The 20687-nt window shown below is 58.6% G+C and carries 24 protein-coding genes and 1 tRNA gene; 17 read left to right on the forward strand and 8 right to left on the reverse strand.

Annotation, left to right across the window (positions count from 1 at the left end):
* Window positions 1-13: 13 nt before the first annotated feature.
* From ACT3TJ_RS00095 to ACT3TJ_RS00105, 3 genes are read right to left on the reverse strand one after another with little or no spacing between them, the layout of a single operon-like run.
* Complete coding sequence (locus tag ACT3TJ_RS00095) at window positions 14-1381, reverse strand: sensor histidine kinase (RefSeq protein ID WP_193056536.1); 1368 nt, start codon at window positions 1379-1381, stop codon at window positions 14-16.
* Window positions 1378-2052 carry a response regulator transcription factor gene (locus ACT3TJ_RS00100; protein ID WP_193056537.1) on the reverse strand — a complete coding sequence of 225 codons (675 nt, stop codon included), beginning with the start codon at window positions 2050-2052 and terminating at the stop codon, window positions 1378-1380. Before ACT3TJ_RS00100 ends, ACT3TJ_RS00095 begins: the two co-directional genes overlap by 4 nt.
* Window positions 2049-2369, reverse strand: a complete 321-nt coding sequence (locus tag ACT3TJ_RS00105) for a PepSY domain-containing protein (protein ID WP_407647885.1) — start codon at window positions 2367-2369, stop codon at window positions 2049-2051. Before ACT3TJ_RS00105 ends, ACT3TJ_RS00100 begins: the two co-directional genes overlap by 4 nt.
* 228 nt (window positions 2370-2597) lie before the next feature.
* Here ACT3TJ_RS00105 and ACT3TJ_RS00110 point away from each other — a divergent pair, with 228 nt between their 5' ends.
* On the forward strand, window positions 2598-3074 hold the full coding sequence (locus tag ACT3TJ_RS00110; RefSeq protein WP_193056539.1) for a PepSY domain-containing protein: 477 nt from the start codon (window positions 2598-2600) through the stop codon (window positions 3072-3074).
* Window positions 3075-3245: 171 nt separating this feature from the next.
* Entirely contained in the window at window positions 3246-4202 is a 957-nt protein-coding gene (locus tag ACT3TJ_RS00115; protein ID WP_172117796.1) for a DUF1853 family protein, read from the forward strand.
* An 89-nt stretch (window positions 4203-4291) separates the two neighbouring features.
* Here the strand turns inward: ACT3TJ_RS00115 and proB are convergent, their stop codons facing one another.
* From proB to rplU, 4 genes are all read right to left on the reverse strand, one after another.
* Window positions 4292-5431, reverse strand: coding sequence for a glutamate 5-kinase (gene proB / locus ACT3TJ_RS00120; protein WP_193056540.1), 1140 nt, complete (start codon window positions 5429-5431; stop codon window positions 4292-4294).
* A gap of 125 nt (window positions 5432-5556) precedes the next feature.
* Window positions 5557-6750, reverse strand: a complete 1194-nt coding sequence (gene cgtA, locus ACT3TJ_RS00125) for an Obg family GTPase CgtA (protein ID WP_193056541.1) — start codon at window positions 6748-6750, stop codon at window positions 5557-5559.
* A 140-nt stretch (window positions 6751-6890) separates the two neighbouring features.
* Window positions 6891-7148: a 50S ribosomal protein L27 gene (gene rpmA / locus ACT3TJ_RS00130; protein ID WP_018917617.1), complete on the reverse strand. Its 258-nt coding sequence runs from the start codon at window positions 7146-7148 to the stop codon at window positions 6891-6893.
* A 31-nt stretch (window positions 7149-7179) separates the two neighbouring features.
* Window positions 7180-7491: a 50S ribosomal protein L21 gene (rplU, locus tag ACT3TJ_RS00135; protein ID WP_087108812.1), complete on the reverse strand. Its 312-nt coding sequence runs from the start codon at window positions 7489-7491 to the stop codon at window positions 7180-7182.
* 307 nt (window positions 7492-7798) lie between these two features.
* Here rplU and ispB point away from each other — a divergent pair, with 307 nt between their 5' ends.
* Complete coding sequence (gene ispB / locus ACT3TJ_RS00140) at window positions 7799-8803, forward strand: octaprenyl diphosphate synthase (protein ID WP_193056542.1); 1005 nt, start codon at window positions 7799-7801, stop codon at window positions 8801-8803.
* A gap of 86 nt (window positions 8804-8889) precedes the next feature.
* Window positions 8890-8966 (forward strand) — tRNA-Pro (locus ACT3TJ_RS00145).
* 76 nt (window positions 8967-9042) lie between these two features.
* Here ACT3TJ_RS00145 and ACT3TJ_RS00150 read toward each other — a convergent pair.
* On the reverse strand, window positions 9043-9696 hold the full coding sequence (locus ACT3TJ_RS00150; RefSeq protein WP_193056543.1) for a hypothetical protein: 654 nt from the start codon (window positions 9694-9696) through the stop codon (window positions 9043-9045).
* Between the two features lie 258 nt (window positions 9697-9954).
* On the opposite strand from ACT3TJ_RS00150, the gene ACT3TJ_RS00155 reads away from it, so the two are divergent.
* The 13 genes from ACT3TJ_RS00155 to ACT3TJ_RS00215 are packed head-to-tail and all read left to right on the forward strand — an operon-like array spanning window position 9955 to window position 20682.
* Complete coding sequence (locus ACT3TJ_RS00155) at window positions 9955-10623, forward strand: beta-ketoacyl synthase chain length factor (protein ID WP_319022682.1); 669 nt, start codon at window positions 9955-9957, stop codon at window positions 10621-10623.
* Complete coding sequence (locus ACT3TJ_RS00160; RefSeq protein WP_193056544.1) at window positions 10620-11414, forward strand: lysophospholipid acyltransferase family protein; 795 nt, start codon at window positions 10620-10622, stop codon at window positions 11412-11414. Before ACT3TJ_RS00155 ends, ACT3TJ_RS00160 begins: the two co-directional genes overlap by 4 nt.
* Window positions 11380-11655, forward strand: coding sequence for a phosphopantetheine-binding protein (locus ACT3TJ_RS00165; protein WP_193056545.1), 276 nt, complete (start codon window positions 11380-11382; stop codon window positions 11653-11655). The genes ACT3TJ_RS00160 and ACT3TJ_RS00165 overlap by 35 nt, the downstream gene beginning before the upstream one ends.
* Window positions 11645-11911 (forward strand): acyl carrier protein, encoded by a 267-nt coding sequence (locus ACT3TJ_RS00170; protein ID WP_193056546.1) that lies wholly within the window; start codon window positions 11645-11647, stop codon window positions 11909-11911. The genes ACT3TJ_RS00165 and ACT3TJ_RS00170 overlap by 11 nt, the downstream gene beginning before the upstream one ends.
* A gap of 2 nt (window positions 11912-11913) precedes the next feature.
* Window positions 11914-12438 carry a hypothetical protein gene (locus ACT3TJ_RS00175; protein ID WP_226912058.1) on the forward strand — a complete coding sequence of 175 codons (525 nt, stop codon included), beginning with the start codon at window positions 11914-11916 and terminating at the stop codon, window positions 12436-12438.
* Window positions 12435-13031: a hypothetical protein gene (locus ACT3TJ_RS00180; RefSeq protein ID WP_444665424.1), complete on the forward strand. Its 597-nt coding sequence runs from the start codon at window positions 12435-12437 to the stop codon at window positions 13029-13031. Before ACT3TJ_RS00175 ends, ACT3TJ_RS00180 begins: the two co-directional genes overlap by 4 nt.
* Entirely contained in the window at window positions 12985-14151 is a 1167-nt protein-coding gene (locus ACT3TJ_RS00185; protein ID WP_444665425.1) for an ApeI family dehydratase, read from the forward strand. The genes ACT3TJ_RS00180 and ACT3TJ_RS00185 overlap by 47 nt, the downstream gene beginning before the upstream one ends.
* Window positions 14144-14899, forward strand: a complete 756-nt coding sequence (locus ACT3TJ_RS00190) for a glycosyltransferase family 2 protein (protein WP_193056548.1) — start codon at window positions 14144-14146, stop codon at window positions 14897-14899. Before ACT3TJ_RS00185 ends, ACT3TJ_RS00190 begins: the two co-directional genes overlap by 8 nt.
* Entirely contained in the window at window positions 14896-15837 is a 942-nt protein-coding gene (locus ACT3TJ_RS00195; RefSeq protein ID WP_193056549.1) for an LpxL/LpxP family acyltransferase, read from the forward strand. Before ACT3TJ_RS00190 ends, ACT3TJ_RS00195 begins: the two co-directional genes overlap by 4 nt.
* A complete protein-coding gene (locus tag ACT3TJ_RS00200) occupies window positions 15821-17392 on the forward strand; it encodes an HAL/PAL/TAL family ammonia-lyase (protein ID WP_226912059.1) in 1572 nt (523 codons plus the stop codon). Before ACT3TJ_RS00195 ends, ACT3TJ_RS00200 begins: the two co-directional genes overlap by 17 nt.
* Window positions 17382-17822, forward strand: a complete 441-nt coding sequence (locus ACT3TJ_RS00205; RefSeq protein WP_193056550.1) for an acyl-CoA thioesterase — start codon at window positions 17382-17384, stop codon at window positions 17820-17822. The genes ACT3TJ_RS00200 and ACT3TJ_RS00205 overlap by 11 nt, the downstream gene beginning before the upstream one ends.
* The gene (locus ACT3TJ_RS00210) at window positions 17819-18388 is read left to right on the forward strand and encodes a LolA family protein (protein ID WP_193056551.1); all 570 of its coding nucleotides are present in this window, start codon (window positions 17819-17821) and stop codon (window positions 18386-18388) included. The genes ACT3TJ_RS00205 and ACT3TJ_RS00210 overlap by 4 nt, the downstream gene beginning before the upstream one ends.
* Window positions 18385-20682 (forward strand): MMPL family transporter, encoded by a 2298-nt coding sequence (locus ACT3TJ_RS00215; protein WP_193056552.1) that lies wholly within the window; start codon window positions 18385-18387, stop codon window positions 20680-20682. Before ACT3TJ_RS00210 ends, ACT3TJ_RS00215 begins: the two co-directional genes overlap by 4 nt.
* The last annotated feature ends 5 nt before the right edge of the window (window positions 20683-20687 follow it).

Genomic DNA, 20687 nt, shown 5'->3' on the forward strand with positions numbered 1-20687 from the left:
CATTTGTTCTCCCTTAGCCATGCGCCACCACCGGCAGTTCAACAGTGACCTCAAGCCCCCCAGCCTCTGCGCGCTGAAGGCGCATTTGGCCATGATAGAGCGTGACCAGGTCCGCTACGATGGCAAGACCCAAGCCACTTTGGGAGCGCTGTTCATCTAAGCGCTTGCCGCGCTCAAGTGCCTCCTGGCTCTCTTGCTGCGTCATTCCAGGGCCATCATCACCGACGCTCAACCAAAGTGTCTGGTCGACGACCCACACCCTGAATGTCACCTCGTGGTTTGCCCAGCGCAGCGCATTATCCAGCACGTTGCCGATAAGCTCCTGAATATCCTGGGCATCCAAGTGCACACGCGGGTGATTTTCCCACATTTGATGCAGGGTAAGCGTGCGACGTTGAGCCAGCCGACCCAGCCCGCTTAGCAGCGGCGATAGCGTATCGTGCAGCGAAATCGGTGCAAAGCGGCCACCGTCACCTGCGGCAGATGCCCGTGCCAAGTGATGGCGAACGGCACTGTCCATTCGGGTTAACTCGGCTTCCCAGGCGGCGCGGTGCGCGTCAGGCAGTTGGTGGACCAGCAAGCGCATAACGCTTAAGGGGGTTTTCAGGGCATGGGCCAAATTACCTGCCGTGTGACGGCCACGCTCAATCAGGCGCTGGTCGCGGGCCAGTACGGCATTCATGGAAGCCGCAAGCGTAGCAAGCTCATTAGGCAGGTCTGTTGTCATCGCTGCTGCGCGCCCCTGCTCAACGTCTTTTAAGTTGGCCTGCATACGTCGCAGCGGCGCAAGCCCCCAGCGCACCTGTAGGCCCAGCACGCCTAACAGCAATACTCCAAGACTGATCAGGCCCAGCCAGAGCAAGCGCTGGAACTCGCGTATATCGGCCTTCAGCTCATCATCGCGGGCCGCTACGCTAATATGCAAAGGGGCTTCTAAAGGGGCCAGGTAAATATCTCGCTCGACGGTACGCAGTGATTGCCCACGTGGGCCGGGCAACGAGCGCGCGCTCACCTCTTCATTATTGGTGACCGGCAGGCGTTGATCCCACAGCGAGCGCGAGGTGATCGTGTGCGTTTGTTGATCGGTAATTTGCCAGTACCAGCCCGAGAAGACCTGGTCAAAAAGTGGGTCCCCAAGAGCGCGGTCATAGCGCAACTGCTCACTTAGCGGGTCAACGGAAACGCCCGCAATAATCACGTTCAGCGTTGCTTCAAGGCGTTCATCAAACGACTCGGTCGCCGCGTTTCGGTAATGATGCGAGAGCAGCATTCCAGCGAGCGGCAAGGCCACCCCGATCATGACTAAAACGGCCAGCAGCAAGCGAAGGCTAATCGAGCGGCCTGCCCAGCGCGTTCGCCAAGTGGGCGTTACCTTGCTCATTCGCCGCCGGGCACTTCTGCCAAGAGCCGGTAACCCTGCCCACGCAGGGTGGCAAACCGCCAGGCCCCCAGCTTGCGACGTAGTCGGCTGATTTGCACATCAATCACGTTTGAGTCGGGCTCATGGTCGCGGTCGTAAACGTGTTCAGAAAGCTCGCTTCGGCTGACGACCCGGGGAGCGGCATGCATTAGGTAGCTAAGCAAGCGTGTCTCCTGGGCAGTCAAGCTTACCGGGCGGCCCGCCAGGCTAACGTGCTGCGTATGAGTATCCAGGCTGAGTTCACCTACTTTGAGTACCGGATGAGCATGGCCGTGGGTACGCCGCACCAGTGCCCGCAGTCGAAACAACACCTCACCCGGCTCGAAAGGCTTGGTAACGTAGTCATCAGCACCTGCGGTAAAGCCCGCCGCTTTATCCGCCCAACGCTCTCGAGCGGTCAGAATCAGCACAGGCAGATCAATGCCGTCTTCACGCCAGGCAGCCAGCCAACGCGTGCCGTCACCGTCGGGCAAACCTACATCAAGTATTACCGTATCGTAGGTTTCGGTACGTACCAGAAAGTCGGCCTCCTGGCCATTTTCGGCATGCTCAACGACCCAGTCACCGTCACGCAGCGCTTGGCTCAGCTCGCGGGCAATCGCCTGATCATCCTCTACCAGCAAACACTTCATGGCGTCATACCTTGTGGGCGGCGCATCTCATTGATACGCACACCCTCTATTTTCATTAACTGACCATTGTGACCATCAAATTCAAACTCAACCACTTGACCTTGTGGGCCCAGCAGCTTGATTTCATACTCTACCAGACCCTGCTCGCGCTCTACCTCCACTTCCAGCACATCTCCCAGATAGTTCGCTTCCAGCCAGTCTAAAATGGTTTCCAAGGACACCACCTCCCCACGGCGCACTTCACTGTGCAGTGTTTCCCAGTGCTGGTCACCTACAGCGCTGCCTATCAATATGGCAGCCAGCAGCGCCCCGCCCATCCACTTGGCAGAGGAGAGGAAGCAGTAAAAGAGTCGGTGCTTGAATCGATGGCGGAGTGACTTCATTGAACTAGAATGCCAGAAGCAACATGAACGCTAGATGAATGGATTGTTCAGCTTGGGGAAATAAGCGAAGTGCTATAAATCCTCTGTCGCATTCGCTGAGTGATCTGTATCAGACCACATTCATCAGGCAATGCCATTCATTAAGCAAAGAAGGAATTTGATATGAACGTCATGCAAAAAATGCTGTTGATCCCCGCCTCTGCTCTGCTACTTACCGCCGCCGCAAGCAGCGCTCAAGCAGACGCGCTGTCCATGGACCGGGTTGACGAGGTGCTGGTACCTGCCGTCGACTATGGATTCACCCATTATGAAGAGATCAGCATTAAAAGCCGTGGACGCGCCGAGGTAGAAGGCTGGCTGGATGATGAGTGGTACGCCGACGTTGAATTTTCTCTGGATAACGGCGAAACCCTGAAAGAAGAGCGTAAACGCTTAATTACCGGTGCGTGGGGAATGAGCGAAGAGGACGTACGCCAGGCGCTGGAAGCGGCACGAAAAGAGGGCATGAGCGAGTTTGAGGATATCGACATTGATAAGGGCGGCATTATTGATATCGAAGGCCGGGATGAGAATGGCCGCGAGCTGGAAATAAGCCTGCGTCAAGGCTCTTACGAGATTACTGAAATTGACCGTGATTAATGGCTGCTAGCGGTAGCACCCTATCGCTGGCTAAGTGTTACCACACGGTGCGGGCCCTACGGGGCCCGCTTGTGTTTTTACCACTACCTAGCGACAGTTTTGTCAAGGGGAGAACATCGTGGAACTGATAACGTGGAAGTAAGAAGGCATCGTGCTGAGAAAAGCGAAGAGATGATAGCGCCGGGGGTGTCTCAAATAGCGCATGATTTGGCGTGGTTGATAACAGCGCCCGACCTGGTCACGCTCCCGCCGCCCATGCCAAACGGTGGCCGCCCGACGTGTCAGGAGTTGGGCCTGGCCGCAGGCACTGCTGACTGGCTACAGCAAATAACGCCGCTACTCGCAGGTGTTAACCGCCAACAGACAGGCCGCATGGGGCACTACCACGAGCGGCTGTGGCATCTCCTGCTGGATAACGCGCCTAACACGCGGCTACTCGCCAAAAATGTGCGCATCTTTAAAAAGCGTACAACGCTTGGCGAGCTGGATATGCTTTACCGCACCCGCGATAACCCGGCGCCCGTGCATCTGGAAGTGGCGATCAAGTTTTATTTGGGCCTGCCTGAAGGCCCCGGCCCGGCCGACAGCCCAAGCCGCTGGATCGGTCCTGGTGGGCTGGATAGCCTGGCGCTAAAATGCGCTCATTTATGCCAGCACCAGTTGCCGCGCTCCATAACGCCCGGGGCACTGGCCACGCTTGCTCACTGGCTAACCCCCCGCGACATCGCCACCTGCTCGTCCACGGTAGGAGAGCTTCTTACTCATCGCCTCGCCATGCCGGGCGTCTTGTTTTACCCGTGGCATACGGCGCTGCCTTCCCCCCAACATGCTACGCCGGACCATCACCGCGGCAGGTGGTGTTTTTTGCGTGACTGGCCTGCGCTGCGCGATAGCCTGGGTGCGTCGTTACGCATAGTCTGGTTACGAAAACCGCACTGGCTAGCGCCGCCCAGAGCGGAAGATTTTCAACCAGTGGCCGCCGTGATACCTGGCATTGAGCGACTCATCGAACAGTACGGGCCCCAGCAAATAATGCTCTACCTGCCCCACCAGCAGCGCATTGAGCGGGTATTTATTGTGCCCAACGACTGGCCCCGCCAAGTGCCCATCGCCCCCAAGGCAAAGTAGCGCACACATAAAAAAGCCGCTTACTGATCACAGCAAACGGCGTTTTGATGATGTTCTATTTCAACCAATACCCGGGCAAAAACCAAGCGCTAGATCACGACCAGGTTATCGCGGTGAATCAGTTCATGGGCTTCTACGTAGCCCAAAATAGCCTCAATTTGGTGACTCGGCTGCCCCGCCAACTGACGCGCTTCATCCACGCCGTAATTGACCAGCCCTTTGGCAACCGGCATGCCCTGCTCATCGACACACACCACCATATCGCCCCGCTTGAACGTGCCTTTTACACCCCGCACCCCTACCGGCAACAGGCTGGAGCCTTTTTCGCGCAGGACTTTTACCGCCCCGGCATCCAGCGTCAGCGTGCCACGCACTTGAAGTTGCCCCGCCAGCCAGCGCTTACGCGCCGCCATCGGTGCCTGCTCCGGATGCAGTAGCGTTCCCAACGCCTCACCACTCATAAGCCGGGTAATGACATCTGGCTGGCGACCACTGGCAATCACTGTAACGGCGCCTGAACGCGCGGCAAGCTTGGCAGCACGTACCTTGGTGCTCATGCCACCCCGCCCCAGCGCCCCGCCGCTGCCCGCCACCGCTGCCAAGCGCGGGTCATCTGCGCGCCCTTCGGCGATCATCTGGGCATTGGGGTTATGGCGTGGGTCGGCATCGAACAGGCCTTCCTGGTCGGTCAGCAGCAGTAACGCGTCCGCTTCCAGCAGGTTGGCTACCAACGCACCCAGCGTATCGTTATCGCCAAAGCGTATTTCGTCGGTCACCACCGTATCGTTTTCGTTGATGACCGGCACCACGCGCATCTCCACCAGCGTGCGCAGGGCCGATAACGCATTGAGGTAGCGTTTGCGGTTGGAAAGGTCGTCATGAGTAAGCAGAATCTGCGCAGTGAGCATTTCGTGGCGAGCAAAATGTTGCTCATAGCACTGGGTAAGGCCGTTCTGGCCCACGGCGGCGGCGGCCTGCAGCTCATGCACCGCACTCGGGCGTGCTTGCCAGCCTAACCGCACCATGCCTGCTGCCACGGCGCCGGAGGAGACCAGCACCACTTCAACACCCTGTTGATGAAGCTCGGCAATCTGGTCAACCCAGCCGCCAATAGCGGCTTCATCCAGGCCACGGCCGTCGTTGGTCAGCAGTGCGCTGCCGATTTTCACTACCACGCGGCGCGCACAGCTTAGCGCTTCGCGGCCCATCCCCTGCTCATGACTCTCCATCCGTCTCTACCTTATCAGGCACATTGTTAACGCTATTCAGCAACGATATTCAGCGATGGTATTCGACAACAATATTCAACGTCGGCCATTACTGGCAGGCTGAGCAAGCCTGCCGGTTTCGGCCGTTAGGGCGCGTACTCGACCTCAACGTCGTAATCATCATCATCGAAGTCATCGTCGTCGGCTTCTTCAGCAGGTCGCTTGCGGCGACGCCCCAGACGCTCTTCGATACGAGCGACCGACTCATCTTCCATGCGGCGGCGCATTTCCTGCTCGCGGGCCAGCGCCTCTTCGTCTTCGTTCTCAAGGCGACGCTGCTCGGTCAGCCAGCGGTACGCGGACTGAACCAGCTTGTCCGTGCCTTCATTGCTAATCGCCGAGATACGGAACACCGGGCCTTCCCAGCCAAGCGCGTCAATGATCGCTTGGGCGCGCTCTTCGCGCTCCTCTTCCGGCAGCAGATCAAACTTGTTCAACACCAGCCAGCGCGGGCGCTCGGAAAGCGCCGGAGAGAACTGACCAAGCTCATGCACAATCGCTTGAGCGGCTTCCACCGGGTCAGACTCATCAAAGGGCGCTATATCGACCACATGAAACAGCAGCCGCGTGCGGGTCAGGTGCTTAAGAAAGCGCTGCCCCAGGCCCGCACCATCAGAGGCACCTTCGATCAACCCCGGCACGTCCGCCATCACAAAGTGCTCGTGCATCCCTAGCTTCACCACCCCCAGGTTAGGCACCAGCGTGGTAAACGGGTAGTTGGCGACTTTAGGTTTGGCCGCCGATACCGAGCGAATCAGGGTGGATTTGCCAGCATTGGGCATGCCCAACAGGCCAACATCCGCCATCACCTTCATTTCCAGACGCAAATTGCGTCGGTCGCCTTCGGTACCTGGCGTGGTGCGCCGCGGTGCACGGTTAGTGGACGACTTGAAGTGGATGTTACCCAAACCACGCCGACCACCTTCCGCGACCAGTACCACCTGGCCAATTTCGGTAATATCCGCGATGACTTCCAGCGTATCAACGTCCACAACGGTGGTGCCTACCGGCACCTTAACGTGCAGGTCTTCACCGGCTTTACCGCTCATCTGGCGGCCCATGCCGCCCTGGCCGTTCTCAGCCTTGTAAAAACGCTGAAACTTGAAGTCGACCAGCGTATTGAGCGCATCGTCACCAATCAGGTAAACGCTGCCGCCGTGCCCACCGTCACCACCATCGGGGCCACCCTTGGGCACATATTTTTCGCGGCGAAAGCTCAGACAGCCATTGCCGCCATTTCCCGCCTCAACAATAATCGAGGCTTCATCGACGAACTGCATAGTTTCTCCCGGCCGCTTCCGCCGCCCTATATGCAACGCTCCTGCCTCCATTCATTGGGCAAGAGGGTTTAAACAGACAAAAAAGCCCCGCCATAGCGGGGCTTTTCTTCATTAACTACGTTCTACGCAACCAGAGTTGCTTATTCAGAAACGATGCTAACGAATTTGCGGTTTTTCGGGCCTTTGGTCTCAAACTTCACAAAGCCTTCGTTCAGTGCGAACAAAGTGTGATCACGACCTAGACCAACGCCAGTACCCGCGTGGAAACGCGTGCCGCGCTGACGAACGATGATGCTACCAGCGTTCGCTGCTTGGCCACCGAAAAGCTTAACACCGAGGCGTTTGGATTCGGAATCGCGACCGTTACGCGTGGAGCCGGCTGCCTTTTTATGTGCCATTGCAAAATTCTCCTTTCAGGGAATGAACCGCTTACGCGGAAATTCCGGTAATTTTGACTTCAGTGAACCACTGACGGTGGCCCTGACGCTTCATGCTGTGCTTACGGCGACGGAATTTAATGATCGTCACCTTGTCACCGCGGCCGTGGGAAACGATTTCAGCGGAAACCTTGGCGCCACTCAACAGCGGAGCACCAATGTTTACGTCGTCGCCGTCTGCAACCAGCAGCACTTCATCAAACTCAATCGTTTCGCCGGTAGCGACTTCGATTTTCTCGAGTTTAAGGGTCTGACCTTCTTGAACGCGGTACTGCTTGCCACCGCTTTTGATAATTGCGTACATGTCGCTCTCCGGACTTGTCGGTAATGCCGTTATGCGTTGCATAACCAGCGCTCATCGCCTGACGCTCTTATTGACCTGCTGCGAGTGGCGCCCCTTTTGGAGCCATCTGACAGGGAGCATGATGAGTGGGTCGCGGATTATAACGACAATCGCCTTCTACCACAAGACTGTAGGCCGTTGTCAATTGATGATTATTGTCGCACGTCGAATGGATACCCTGCACGCGCCTTGACGCTTTCCCGGTAGCCCCATAGCATGACCTCAATTCAGGGGCGTACCCCTCCACCTGCCGCGATGAACGGAACCCATGACCGCCAACGTCTCCCCAACCCCGACTGCCAGCCCTACGCCCTCACCGCTGCACGCCGTGGTGGCAGATGACTTTGAAGCCGTCAACCGGACGATTGTTGAGCAGCTCACCTCGAAAGTCCCGCTCGTCGAGACCATTAGCCAATACATTATTGAAAGCGGCGGCAAGCGTTTGCGGCCCATGCTGGTACTGCTGGCAGCCCGTTCACTGGACTACCAGGGCGACAAGCACATTACGCTGGCCACGCTGATCGAATTCATGCACACATCCACACTTCTGCACGACGATGTGGTGGATGAGTCTCACATGCGGCGGGGCAAAAAAACCGCCAACGATGCCTGGGGTAACGCGCCATCGGTGTTAGTCGGCGACTTCCTCTATTCGCGCTCATTTCAGCTCATGGTCGATGTTGGGTCGATGCAGATCATGGAGATTCTCTCCAGCGCCACCTGCACCATCGCCGAAGGCGAAGTGCTACAGCTGACCAATATTGGCAACCCCAGCGTCTCTGAAGCGGACTACTTTGAAACCATTCAAGGTAAAACCGCCATGCTGTTTGAAGCTGCCAGCCACAGCGGTGCCGTACTTGCTGATGCCACACCAGAGCAAGCCCAGGCGCTACAGTTATATGGCCGTTACCTGGGCCTTGCCTTCCAGTTGATTGATGACCTGTTGGATTACCAGGGCGATGCCGACGCCATGGGTAAAAATGTCGGCGATGACCTGGCCGAAGGCAAGCCCACCCTGCCGCTGATTCACGCCATGGAGCAGGGCACGCCTGAGCAGGCCAAGCTGATTCGCCAAGTGATCCGCAAAGGCGGCCTTGAGCAGTTGGATGACGTACTCGCCATTGTTCACGCCACGGGCGCACTTGAGTACACCCGTAAGCGCGCCGATGAAATGGCCGATAAAGCGCTGGCGCAATTAGAGGTACTCTCGCCCAGCCCGTATCGCGACAGCATGGCGCAACTCGCCCGCTTGGCCGTTGACAGGCAAGCATAAATTCGCACAACAGCGGCGCTGAGGCTTGATAAAAAGCGTCTACTTGTGTAAGATACGCCCCGTTGTCGAGCACCGCTCACAACCTTCGGAATATAGCTCAGCTTGGTAGAGCGCTGCCTTCGGGAGGCAGAGGTCGTAGGTTCGAATCCTGCTATTCCGACCAAGAACATATAAAAAACGGCCACTTAGCTAATATAGCAAGTGGCCGTTTTTTTAATCTACACTTCCCTTCCGCTAGCCTATTCTTCGAGCAGGTCAGGCGCGACGCTGATAACCTCGTTTCTATAGTCATTCAGCGCTTTTTCAATAATTTCGATCCAAGCGCCATCCGTTGCGAGATGCCGGTGCTCAAGGGCATGAACAGAAATGCGCTCCTGTTCCTCATTAGATCGTAGTTCCAGAACAGTTGCGATGCGGGTGTTCAGCGTGCCAGACCATCCCGGATTGAGCCATGCCCAAAACTCATCGATGTAAACATCTATAATAGGGGTATTTGCGGCGACGCCAGTTGAATGAGCGAGAACATTATAGCCAGTTTCACGCAGGGCGAGAGTCAAATTGCTGCGCACGACTTCATCAACGGTCTGTCCATTTTCTAAAAGAACATCCCCCATCGCCATACCGTAGGTGTTTCTTTTCCGACCAACCGCTCTTGCCTTGGTCTCATCGGACGCTTTACTTGCTCCTCCTTTCCCAAGCGAAGGAGTACTGGGCTCTCTTGGCGCCTCTTCGAAAACTCGACGATCGATAACCTCGCCTATTACTACTTCTTGTCCAGCACTTATGTGTTGATCCGAATTTCCTTCTGGCACTGTCAACGCTATTTCGCTGCGGCTGGTGGCGCACCCAGACAGCAATACTAGACTAAAGACTGCCACTACCCCTGAATACATGTTAAGTCTCAAGGCCTTATCCCCTTTGGTTAATTTGGCAACATGCTTTTCATCTAATAAAGTTATTTACTAGGAGTTCAAGCTTCCTCCCTGGAGAGGACTATGTCAACTTAGACAAAGTCAGCATTATTGCCTCAAGCCTTGAACGATCTGCCTATTGAGATCACCTCACCGTTTCGCATCATTTGAGCCACATTCCTTTTCCACACCCTATAATTAAGTTAAAGTAGCCGCCTTTTTTGAGCAGGCTGCTAAGTGGTGTCCTTTTCTCTATTTATCGAAGACTGGCGGGGCTGGCTTCCTGAAGAGGCAATGGCAACCGTTAAGCCAAATCGTCTTATTTCGGCCCAGCTGAGTAGCGAACTGCCTGCTATGCTGCGGCGACGGCTTGATGATACGGGCCGCGCCACTTGCGATATTCTGCGAGAACTCGACCCACAGGCTAACGCCCCCTTGGTGCATGCCTCACGACATGGCGATACGACGCATACGCTCGCGATGCTGGAAAGTCTGCAGCGGGGCGACCCGATCTCCCCTACCCGCTTCTCAATGTCAGTGCATAACGCTATTCTGGGCGTTCACTCTATTGCGCAATCGCATCACCGTCCCTTGCAGGCGTTAGGCGCTTGTGGTGATGAGTTTGATGCGCTTCTTCACGAGTCGTATGGGTATTTGCAAGCGGGCTACCCCGCCGTAGTTGCCGCATTTTCAGAAAGCTGTCTTCCTGCGGCCTATCAGGGCGAAACACAGCATCCAGGCACAGCCTGTGTTATTGGCATGCGCTTAACTCTGCAACGAGGTCGCGCCATCACGGCATCTACATCAGCCCACAGCGCTTCTCCGACACCGGTCAATGTGCTGCAGTGGCTTAGTGGGGAGACCGCTTTCCTAAACGGTCGACAGCGCTGGCATCTGGAGCAGGAATGAGTATCAACCAACTGTATCGCGGCTTGGGTACGGCTATTTCCTTCACAGTCTTCGGGATCGGTGGCCTTTTCATTGGCTTGGTGATTGCGCCACTGTTGAACCTCTGCGTGCGTAATACTGAGCGGCGCCGCTACCTGGCGCGCCGCCTTATCCGCGTCTGCTTTCTCGGATTCATCAATTTGATGAAAGGCCTTGGCGTGCTTGATTACCGCGTTGACAACCCTGAGCGCCTCAAACGCCCTGGATTGCTTGTGATTGCCAATCACCCCTCGCTCATCGACGTTATTTTTTTAATCGCTTACACGTCTCATGCCAACTGCATCGTAAAGGGGCGGCTGACCCGCAATTTTATTACCCGCGGCCCTATTCGTGCTGCGGGCTATATCACCAACGATGACCCCGAGTCAGTGCTGGAGGCTGCCCGTCAGAGCCTGCAACGGGGTGACTCACTGATTCTATTTCCTGAAGGCACCCGCACTAGCCCGAAACGCCCGATCAAATTTCGTCGCGGGGGAGCAAATATCGCCCTGCGCACCGGTACAGCGCTCACCCCTGTCCTGATACGCTGCACGCCGACCACACTGACAAAACACGAACCCTGGTACCACATCCCCGCTACCAGGGTTTTAATGGAGCTTAGCGTGCTTGACGACCTGCACGTTGATTCCGCTAGCCAACAACCAACCGGCCAGCTCGCTAGACAACTAACTCAATGGCTGAGCGACCACTTCAACAGAGAACTGGAACACTTCCATCATGATAGAAACCTGCAATCAGGCGCTGGAACTTGAACTCAAGCGTCTCATCATTGACGCGCTAGAGCTTGAAGATATTACGCCTGCCGATATTGACCCAAGCGCTCCCCTGTTTGTCGAAGGGCTAGGGCTTGACTCTATCGATGCGCTTGAACTCGGGCTGGCACTGCAAAAGCAGTACGGTATCAAGCTTGATTCCGAAGCCGATGAGACGCGTCGCCATTTCGAAAGCCTAGCGGCGCTGCAAGCACTCGTGGAGGCCCGCCGTGTCAATTGAAACCGCTGATCACCAGCGCGCAGAAATACTCGCCCATATTCGCAAGACACTGGTTGATCTGTTTGACCTCAATGCCAGCGAAATAGAGCCCGACGCCCGCCTCTATGAGGACCTGGATATCGATAGCATCGACGCGGTGGACCTTGTCGTCGAGCTAAAGCAATTCACTGGGCGACGCATCAAGCCTGAGGATTTCAAATCAGTGCGCACGATCAGCGATGTTGTCACTGCCGTCGAACACTTGATGCAGCAGTAATCATGTCCAAATACGCAAGCATGGCGTGCGCGTTGATGTGGCCACTACTGGTACTGCTTTTGCACGATGATATCGGCAGCTGGCCATTACTGGTCATCGGTGCGGCACTACTCGCCTGGAGAATGCCTCAAGCGCGCTATCTGGCAGCCGCTGCGGCGGTCCTGTTGGTCGCCTTGGGCGGGCTGGGGCACGCGGAACTCGGCATGCGCGCATACCCCGTGGCCGTAAACGCGGTCATGCTGGCTATTTTTCTCTCCAGCCTGTGGCGAGGAGTGCCGGTCATCGAACGTTTGGCGCGCCTGCGCGAGCCTGAGCTGCCCGCCGCCGGCATACGCTATACCCGAAATGTCACTTGGGCATGGTGTGGCTTTTTCATACTCAACGGTACCATCGCAAGCTGGACAGCACTGTACGCAAGCTTGGCAGCATGGACACTGTACAACGGTGCCATCAGCTATGGCCTAATCGCCGTCATGTTTACCGGTGAATGGTTAGTACGCCATCAGCTGCGGAGCCGCCTGACATGACCTTTATCTCGCTTACCCAGTTACCCTGGCGTAGATCCACTCCCCGTCATGAGTCACTGCCCAGCCACTGGGTGTGTGGCGCTTCGCTTACGGCACATATTGATGCATGGCACCACTGGCTGACGGACAAACCCGCCGGCCGCTGGCTGCTGTGCCAGCAGCAACCGCTAGCGTTCTGCGCCGCACTGATCGCCTTATGGGAAAGCGGCCGGGTCGCCGTGCTACCCGCCGATGATCGCCCCGAAACGCTCTCCCGGCTGGCAAGCGAAGTCGATGGCACCCTGCCCGATATGCCTGAGCCGCGGCTCCCGCAGGGCGCTGAAACACGCCCACGCGTTGCGCCTCTTGACCCGAGCGCTACCGCCGTTGTGCTATCCACCTCAGGCTCCACCGGCAACCCCGTTCAGCTAGCCAAGCGTTTTGATCAATTGGAAGCAGAGTTATCAGCTCACGCCAGGCTTTGGCCACTGGCAGACAGCGGGGTTATTTCCCAGGTCAGCCACCAGCATATTTATGGGCTGCTCACCGGCATACTGCACCCCTTATGTGCGGGCGCGCCGTTTATGTGCGGGCGCGCCGTTCTGCGGTGGTGAAAGCCGCTATCCCGAAACGCTAGTGACCCGCTTGCAGGAGGCCAGTGACGCTGGCCTGTACTCGGTGGTGGTCAGCTCCCCCGCGCAGCTGTCGCGCTTGCCTGAACACCTACCCTGGCACACCGCTACGCCGCCGGTCCGCGTGTTCTCATCGGGTGCGCCCTTGGCGCTGGCACACGCGCAGCTTGCTGAACGCCTGTTACAGGCGCCGGTCATCGAGATTTATGGCAGTACCGAAACGGGCGGCATTGCCCAGCGTCGCCAAACACGCCGTTCCAGCTGGCAGCCGCTGCCCGGCGTGGAGTTATCGTTTCAAAACGGTAGCCTGAGCCTGCGGTCGCCGTTTCTGGAGATGCCTCAGCAGTGGTGGCATCAGCCTGACCAGGCGGCGCCGGCAGATGACGGCTTCACGCTGCTGGGCCGAGCGGATCGTCTGGTCAAGATTGGCGGCAAGCGTGTCTCGCTCGACCATGTCGAGCGCATTCTTACGGCAGTGGAAGCGGTCAGAGAGGTACGCTGTGTCGACCTTGACCGCGCCGACAGCCGCCTGGGGGCGGTGGTCGTGCTGGATAAACCATCGATTCCGCACCAGCGTGATGCTCGGCAGAATTTGATCCAGCGTATGCGCGAAAACCTTTCCGACCACCTGGAGCCTATTGCCGTGCCCCGTTATTGGCGCTTTGTCGAAACGCTGCCGAGCAATGCCCAGGGAAAGCTGGACCGCACGCTAATCAACCGCCTGTTTGCCGACCTGGACGACCCGAAAGTGCCGCGCTGGCTGGGAGAGCACCCTCTTGATGCCAATAGTCGCCTGCTCACCCTGGAAGTTCCGGAGCGGCTGGTGTTTCTGGAAGGCCACTTTGATCAATACCCGCTGGTTCCGGGCGTGGTGATGGTGCAGTGGGCCATCCATTATGCCCACGATATCTTTGGCCACAGAGGCCTGTTTCTGGGTATCGAGCGCTTGAAGTTTACGCGCGCGCTGATGCCCGGCACTCGTTTCACCCTACAGCTGACCCGCCGCGAGGATGGTATCGCGTTTAGCATTGACTCCCAGGAAGGGCGCCACTGCACCGGGCAGGTTCGCCTGCAAACGCCCAAGGGAGGCCAGCATGGCTGAGCCAAGGCCCTGTATCCTTATCCCTGTGTATAACCACCCAGCGACAATCACCCCGCTATGCGAGGAACTGTCAGCGCTGGAGATACCGCTGCTACTGGTCGATGACGGTAGTGACCAACAGTGTGCCGCCGTTTTGGATCGCCTGGCTGAACAGGGCCATCACCTGCTGCGCCTTGAGACTAACCAGGGTAAGGGGGCGGCGGTGCGTGCCGGACTACGCTACGCCGAGCAGTTGGGGTTCAGCCATGCACTTCAGGTCGATGCCGACGGCCAGCACGGGGTCGATGATCTGCCCGCGTTTCTCGCCACGCTAACGGTAGCCCAGCACACGCTGGTAGTAGGTTATCCTCGATATGACGCTAGCGTGCCCCGAGTGCGCTTCTATGGCCGCTACGCCACCCATATCTGGGTGTGGATAAATACCTTATCGCTGGATATTCGCGACTCGATGTGTGGTGTCAGGCTCTACCCGGTGGCACCGCTCAACCGAATGCTGGCCCGCCACCCCTGCGGTAATCGCATGACCTTCGATACCGAAGTGCTGGTGCGCTGGCACTGGGAACAAGGCGCCATGCTGCACCGCCCGGTACGCGTGCACTATCCCCGCGACGGCATCAGCCATTTTGCCGTATGGCGTGATAACCGGCAGATATCGCTGATGCATACGCGCCTGTTTTTCGGCATGTTGTGGCGCCTGCCACGCTTGCTCGCCCGGCGCTTTCAGCCACACCGCGAGGCGAGCCCATGAACCACCACTGGGCGCGGATCGGCGAACGCGGCACGCTGCTGGGGATGACCCTGATGGTGGCTATACAGCGGCGCCTGGGCCGCTGGCCTTTTCGGCTGGCACTATGGCCAGTCATGCTCTGGTATTTTCTCGTCCACACCACGGCGCGACGTGCTTCCCAGGCTTTTCTGCAACGCCTTTACCCCATGCTCAAGCAGCAGCCTGTCGCCCGTTGGTGGCACAGCTATCGCCACTTTCTGGCCTTTGGCGAAACGCTGATGGACAAGGTCGAAGCGTGGAGCGGCCATATTGCCGACGAGCGCCTGGTGGGTAGCGGAGTTGAGCACTTCACTAACGCGATCGCTGGCGGTCAGGGCGGATTGATCCTTGTCGCCCACCACGGCAACCTTGACGTAGTGAATGCGCTGACCGAACGCCATACCAATCTCGACCTGACGGTGATGATGCACACCCGCAATGCACGCAAGTTCAATGCTCTGCTTGAACGCGTCACGGGCAAGCCGCGCCCACAAATTCTCGAAGTCAGCGAAGTCACCCCAGCCACTGCCCAGACGCTGGCCGAGCGTATTAACGCCGGTGGCTATGTGGTCATCGCCGCCGACCGCCTTCCCCTGTCAGGAGAGCGAACCCAGTCGTTTGATTTTCTCGGCGACCAGGCAAGCTTCCCGGAAGGCCCTTTCCGCTTGGCCACCTTGCTGCGTTGCCCCCTCTATACGCTGGCCTGCGTGCGCGATGATGACCACTTCAGAATCGACTTTGAGCTTCTTGGCGACACCCGGGACCTGCCTCGTCGTCAGCGTGAAACGTGGATTACCGATACCATGCAGGCGCATGCCGACCACTTGGCCGAACGCGTTCGGCGGCACCCGCTGCAATGGTTCAATTTTTATCCCTTCTGGATAAATGATACTGGATACCTTCATGACGATACTGCGTGACCCGACGGCGGGGCCTCTTACTAGCGCGCCGCTCATTCTGGATGGATCGATGGTCAGCCTTGAAGACGTGCTGGCCGTTGCCGAAGGTCGCCGTCGCGTCACTCTGTCGACGGCACCCGATTTTCGTAAACGTATTGCCAAAGGCAATGCCTTTCTTGAGCGCCTGCTTAAGGAAGAGGGCGTCGTCTACGGCGTTACCACCGGTTATGGCGACTCCTGCACCCGCGAAGTCTCCGCCTCCGACCTGGAGCAACTACCCCGCCAGCTGTACACCTTTCATGGCTGCGGGCTGGGCGAAGCGCTAACGGTTGAGGCCGCGCGGGCGGTGATCATGGTACGCCTTGTCTCGCTTTGTCGTGGCGTATCCGGCGTCAGCGTCGAGCTGCTTGAGCGCTTGGCATGGTTGCTTGAACATAACGTGATACCGGTGATTCCTGAAGAAGGCTCTGTCGGGGCCAGCGGGGATCTCACGCCGCTATCTTACCTGGCCGCCGTCTTGTGCGGTGAGCGGGACGTATTTCATAACGGCCAGCGGCGGCCTACGGCGGAGGTGTTTACCGAGCATGGGCTTACCCCTTATCGCCTGAAGCCCAAGGAAGGCCTGGCGCTGATGAACGGCACCGCGGTGATGACAGCGCTGAGCGTGTTCGCCTTCGCCCGCACCACTTATCTGGCGCGCCTGACCACCCGCATCACGGCGCTCTCCGTGCATGCGTTGAACGGCAACCCCTACCACTTTGATGCCGAGCTTTTCGCCGCCAAACCGCATCCGGGGCAGAACAAAGTCGCCGAACGCCTGCGCGAGGATCTCCACGCGCCCGACACGCCGCGCAACTCATCGCGCCTTCAGGATCGCTACTCGACGCGCTGCGCCCCGCACGTGATCGGCGTAGTGGAAGATGCCCTGCCCTGGTGGCGCCAGTTTCTCGAAAACGAACTCAACAGTGCCAACGACAATCCATTGATCGACGCCGAACAAGGCAAGGTCATGCACGGCGGCCACTTTTACGGCGGCCATGTCGCCTTCGCCATGGATAGCCTCAAGCAGGCCTGCGCCAACCTCGCGGATCTGCTCGACCGCCAACTGGCGCTGCTGGTGGATGCTCGTTTTAATCATGGTTTGCCCAGCAACTTAAGCGGTGCCGCCCCCGAGCGAGCCAGCCTTAACCATGGCTACAAGGCCGTGCAGATCGGTGCGTCCGCATGGACCGCCGAGGCGCTGAAGCTGACCATGCCCGCCAGCGTTTTCTCGCGCTCCACCGAATGCCACAATCAGGACAAGGTCAGCATGGGCACGATTGCCGCCCGCGATGCGCTGCGTGTGCTTACCCTGGTAGAACAGGTCGCGGCCGCCACGCTGCACGCGGCCTGTCAGGGTGTTGAGCTACGCAGCCAGATAGGCGATGCGCCACCGCTGCCCGGCCGCCTGGCTGAATTTCTGACCGACTGCCGCCAGATCTTTCCGGCACTTGGCGAAGACCGCGCCCTGGAACACGAACTCCGCACTCTGTGTGACGTGATTCGCCAACGCCACTGGAGCCTATATGACGCTTGATGATGGCAAACTGCCCCGTTACGAAACCGAACTGACGATACCGTTTCACGATATCGACATGATGCAGGTGGCCTGGCACGGCCACTATGTGCGCTACCTGGAAATTGCCCGCTGCACGCTGCTCGATGCGCTCGATTACAACTACCCCCAAATGCAGGCCTCAGGATTTGCCTGGCCGGTGATCGATTTACGCCTGCGCTACGCGGCACCGGTGCTATTCGCCCAGCGAATCGCAATCGAAGCGCGCCTGAGCGAGTGGGAGAACCGCCTCAAGATCGACTACACCATTCGCGATGCACACACCCGCAAACGCCTGACGCGCGCCTGGAGCGTACAGGTGGCCGTCGGAATTGAAGACCGCGAAATGCGCCTGGAATCGCCCCCCGTTTTGCGGGAACGTCTGCTCGCCTGGCAGGAGGCCAATCAATGATGCGCGCTATTCACCAAGCGGCTTTTTTTGTCTTTACCCTTCTAGCCATCAGCGCCAGCGCTGCCGCTTGGGCGGCTCCCGACGCTGACGAGCTTGCCGCACGCCTGGCCGACAATGCACCGCAGTGCGGGCGATTCGAGCAGACACGCTGGCTAGCCGATCTCGACAGTCAGCTGGAAAGCCGTGGAACCTTTGAACATCAAGACGCAGGGCTTGTCTGGCAAACGACCTCCCCCATTAATGACCGCGTGGTGATGAGCGCGGACAACGACGAGCTACCGATGGGTTTTCAGGCGGTCGCACCGGTGCTTGGTGGCCTGCTTTCAGGTGACTGGCAGGCGTTGGAGAGATACTTCACCATCGAACTCAGCGGCACCCAGGAAGAGTGGCAGGCCAAGCTGACGCCCAGTGAAGCGAACATCGCCCAACGGCTTGACCAGTTACTGGTTCACGGCAACCAGCAGGTAGAGCGTGTCGAGATCATGTTCACCAATGATGACCGCCTTGAGCTTACCTTGAGCGGTGCGGCTTGCGAGCGTCTTGAAGACGATCAGCATACATCGTGAGTGAAGCAACGCGTCCCGGCCGCCTGGAGCGTCTGGCAGCTATCGGCTGGGCGGGGCTGCTGCTGGGCTGCGCCTTGCTCTTGGCGAGCCTGCTGAGCAGGGGCGCAGCACTGGATACGCGCATTACCACGCTGTTGCCGGACACCCGGCAGGGAGCGCTGCTCGAACACGCCGAACAGCGCCTAACGCAGGCCTTCGAGGACCGCTTCGTGCTGCTGTTGCAGGGCGAATCGCCGACTCAGCTGGTTGCGGATCTCAAGACCCGTCTTAAACAATCGGCTAGCGTCACAGCCTTCGACGATGACCTTCTGCACACCCCCGACAGCGACTTATCAGCGTACCGTTATCGGCTGCTATCGCCCTCGTTGGCCGCTGCCGATAACGACGCTTGGGTGCAACGAGGCCTGCGCCAGCTGTTCACGCCGGGAAGTGGCGCTGACCCACGCCAGGACCCCTTTGGCCTGCTGGATGCCTGGCAGGACCAACGCCTGGCGGGCCCCATTCGCCTGATCGACGGCCTGCCTGCCGTCAGGGATGAGAGCGGTAACTGGTTCATCATCAGCGGTCAACTCACGGCCAGCCCCTATGATATGGCCATGCAGCAACGCCTTGTCACAGCGCTGGCGGAGTTTAGCGATGCTCATCCAGAAGCCGAGCTGTTGCGAAGCGGGCTGGTGTTTCACGCCGCCGCCGGTGCCGAGCAGGCCAAGCGCGAAACCTTGACCATCGGCATTGGCTCGCTGCTGGGTATCACCTTGCTACTCTGGATCACCTTTCGGCGCGGTTCGATACTGGCCAGCCTGTTGCTACCGGTGGCGTGTGGCATTCTGTTTGCACTGCCCTTGACCTGGCTACTTTTTGGTACGCTCAACCTGCTGACGCTGGCTTTTGGCGCTAGCTTGATCGGCATTGCGATAGATTACGCCCTGCATTTTCAATGCGCTCGCCAGCTGGCGCCCGAACAGCCGCTCGCCAGGCTTTGGCCGGGGCTATTACTCGGCCTGATATCCAGCCTGGTCGCCTATCTTGTCCAGCTTGCCACGCCGCTGCCGGGGCTGCGCCAGATGGCCACGTTCGTGGCACTGGGGCTAATTGGCGCCTGGCTAACGGTGCGGCTTTGGCTGCCGTGGTTCACCCCGCGCCCTCATGCCGCCACTACGCGTATTGCCACTCAGTTGAACCGTCTACGTTTACCGCCTCACGCGCCCAGGTATTGGGGGCTACTCGCCCTGCTTGGGGTTCTCGCAGTCGTCATGATCGCCACGCGGCTGTCCGCTGACGATGATCTTCGCCAGCTCAATCCGTCACCGGCCGAGCTGATTAGCGAGCAGCAACGCGTGCAGATACTGCTGGATAGCCCGACCGCCAGCCGCTACCTGCTTGTCACCTCCGAGCAGGAAGGCGAACTATTGGAGCGCCTTGAAGCTCTGGACGCAGCGCTTGCCGATTTAGAGACGCAAGGGCACTTGACCCACTACCGCCACTTGGCCCAAGCAGTGCCCTCTCCAGCGACGCAAGACGCCAACCTTGAGCGCGTACGTCAGGCCTACCGTAACGCCCTGCCCGAGCTGATCGCCCAGGCAGGCCTTCCTTCGACCTTGCTGGAAACCGCGCAGCGCTCGCTTGAAAGCGTGCCGCTGCTGACGATCACGGCGTGGCTCAACACCCCGGCGGGGCAAGCCGATGCCATGCTCTGGCTAGGCGCAACCGCCAATGCCGAGCGTACAGACATGGCGGCGCTAATAACGCTAGGCGATGCCGACAGTACTGCTCAGCAAGCATTTACTCACCTTGCTGCACCGGAATACGTGCTCTACCAGGACCGCGTGGCAACGTTATCCAGCCACCTGTCGCAGCTCCGCGACCAGATCGCCCTGTGCCTGGCCATCGCCGTGGCGGGGCTTGCGGTGATATTTGGCGTTCGCTATCGCAGGCGGGCCTGGCGCGTATTATTGCCCCCGCTGGGCGCACTGCTGTCAACCATCGCGCTGTTGAGCGCCTTTAATATCGGATTGACGCTTTTCCACCTCCTGGGATTGCTGCTGGTACTGGGTATCGGTCTCGACGCGGGTATCTTCAGCACCGAACACCCCAACAGCCCAGCTGCCTGGCTGGCCATTAGCCTGTCGTGTGCCTCAAGCCTATTGGCCTTTGGCCTACTGGCGTTCAGTGCCACCCCGGCGCTTCACTACCTGGGGCTCACTTGCCTTATTGGCCTTGCATCAGCTTGGGCACTTGTGCCGTTTGCCAGGGCGGGCACCAGGCCTTTATCTTCTCGACAGGACACTCCCTGATGGCT

Origin of the sequence: Halomonas sp. AOP30-A1-24 (assembly GCF_052378165.1) — a bacterium.
GTDB classification, from domain to species: domain Bacteria; phylum Pseudomonadota; class Gammaproteobacteria; order Pseudomonadales; family Halomonadaceae; genus Vreelandella; species Vreelandella citrativorans.

What these genes read in the sequence shown, in the direction of transcription:
- ACT3TJ_RS00095 (WP_193056536.1), bottom strand. Translation starts at nt 1,381, where the DNA reads ATGAGCAAGGTAACGCCCACTTGGCGAACGCGCTGGGCAGGCCGCTCG.
- ACT3TJ_RS00100 (WP_193056537.1), bottom strand. Translation starts at nt 2,052, where the DNA reads ATGAAGTGTTTGCTGGTAGAGGATGATCAGGCGATTGCCCGCGAGCTG.
- ACT3TJ_RS00105 (WP_407647885.1), bottom strand. Translation starts at nt 2,369, where the DNA reads ATGGGCGGGGCGCTGCTGGCTGCCATATTGATAGGCAGCGCTGTAGGT.
- ACT3TJ_RS00110 (WP_193056539.1), top strand. Translation starts at nt 2,598, where the DNA reads ATGAACGTCATGCAAAAAATGCTGTTGATCCCCGCCTCTGCTCTGCTA.
- ACT3TJ_RS00115 (WP_172117796.1), top strand. Translation starts at nt 3,246, where the DNA reads ATGATAGCGCCGGGGGTGTCTCAAATAGCGCATGATTTGGCGTGGTTG.
- proB (WP_193056540.1), bottom strand. Translation starts at nt 5,431, where the DNA reads ATGGAGAGTCATGAGCAGGGGATGGGCCGCGAAGCGCTAAGCTGTGCG.
- cgtA (WP_193056541.1), bottom strand. Translation starts at nt 6,750, where the DNA reads ATGCAGTTCGTCGATGAAGCCTCGATTATTGTTGAGGCGGGAAATGGC.
- rpmA (WP_018917617.1), bottom strand. Translation starts at nt 7,148, where the DNA reads ATGGCACATAAAAAGGCAGCCGGCTCCACGCGTAACGGTCGCGATTCC.
- rplU (WP_087108812.1), bottom strand. Translation starts at nt 7,491, where the DNA reads ATGTACGCAATTATCAAAAGCGGTGGCAAGCAGTACCGCGTTCAAGAA.
- ispB (WP_193056542.1), top strand. Translation starts at nt 7,799, where the DNA reads ATGACCGCCAACGTCTCCCCAACCCCGACTGCCAGCCCTACGCCCTCA.
- ACT3TJ_RS00150 (WP_193056543.1), bottom strand. Translation starts at nt 9,696, where the DNA reads ATGTATTCAGGGGTAGTGGCAGTCTTTAGTCTAGTATTGCTGTCTGGG.
- ACT3TJ_RS00160 (WP_193056544.1), top strand. Translation starts at nt 10,620, where the DNA reads ATGAGTATCAACCAACTGTATCGCGGCTTGGGTACGGCTATTTCCTTC.
- ACT3TJ_RS00165 (WP_193056545.1), top strand. Translation starts at nt 11,380, where the DNA reads ATGATAGAAACCTGCAATCAGGCGCTGGAACTTGAACTCAAGCGTCTC.
- ACT3TJ_RS00175 (WP_226912058.1), top strand. Translation starts at nt 11,914, where the DNA reads ATGTCCAAATACGCAAGCATGGCGTGCGCGTTGATGTGGCCACTACTG.
- ACT3TJ_RS00180 (WP_444665424.1), top strand. Translation starts at nt 12,435, where the DNA reads ATGACCTTTATCTCGCTTACCCAGTTACCCTGGCGTAGATCCACTCCC.
- ACT3TJ_RS00190 (WP_193056548.1), top strand. Translation starts at nt 14,144, where the DNA reads ATGGCTGAGCCAAGGCCCTGTATCCTTATCCCTGTGTATAACCACCCA.
- ACT3TJ_RS00195 (WP_193056549.1), top strand. Translation starts at nt 14,896, where the DNA reads ATGAACCACCACTGGGCGCGGATCGGCGAACGCGGCACGCTGCTGGGG.
- ACT3TJ_RS00200 (WP_226912059.1), top strand. Translation starts at nt 15,821, where the DNA reads ATGACGATACTGCGTGACCCGACGGCGGGGCCTCTTACTAGCGCGCCG.
- ACT3TJ_RS00205 (WP_193056550.1), top strand. Translation starts at nt 17,382, where the DNA reads ATGACGCTTGATGATGGCAAACTGCCCCGTTACGAAACCGAACTGACG.
- ACT3TJ_RS00210 (WP_193056551.1), top strand. Translation starts at nt 17,819, where the DNA reads ATGATGCGCGCTATTCACCAAGCGGCTTTTTTTGTCTTTACCCTTCTA.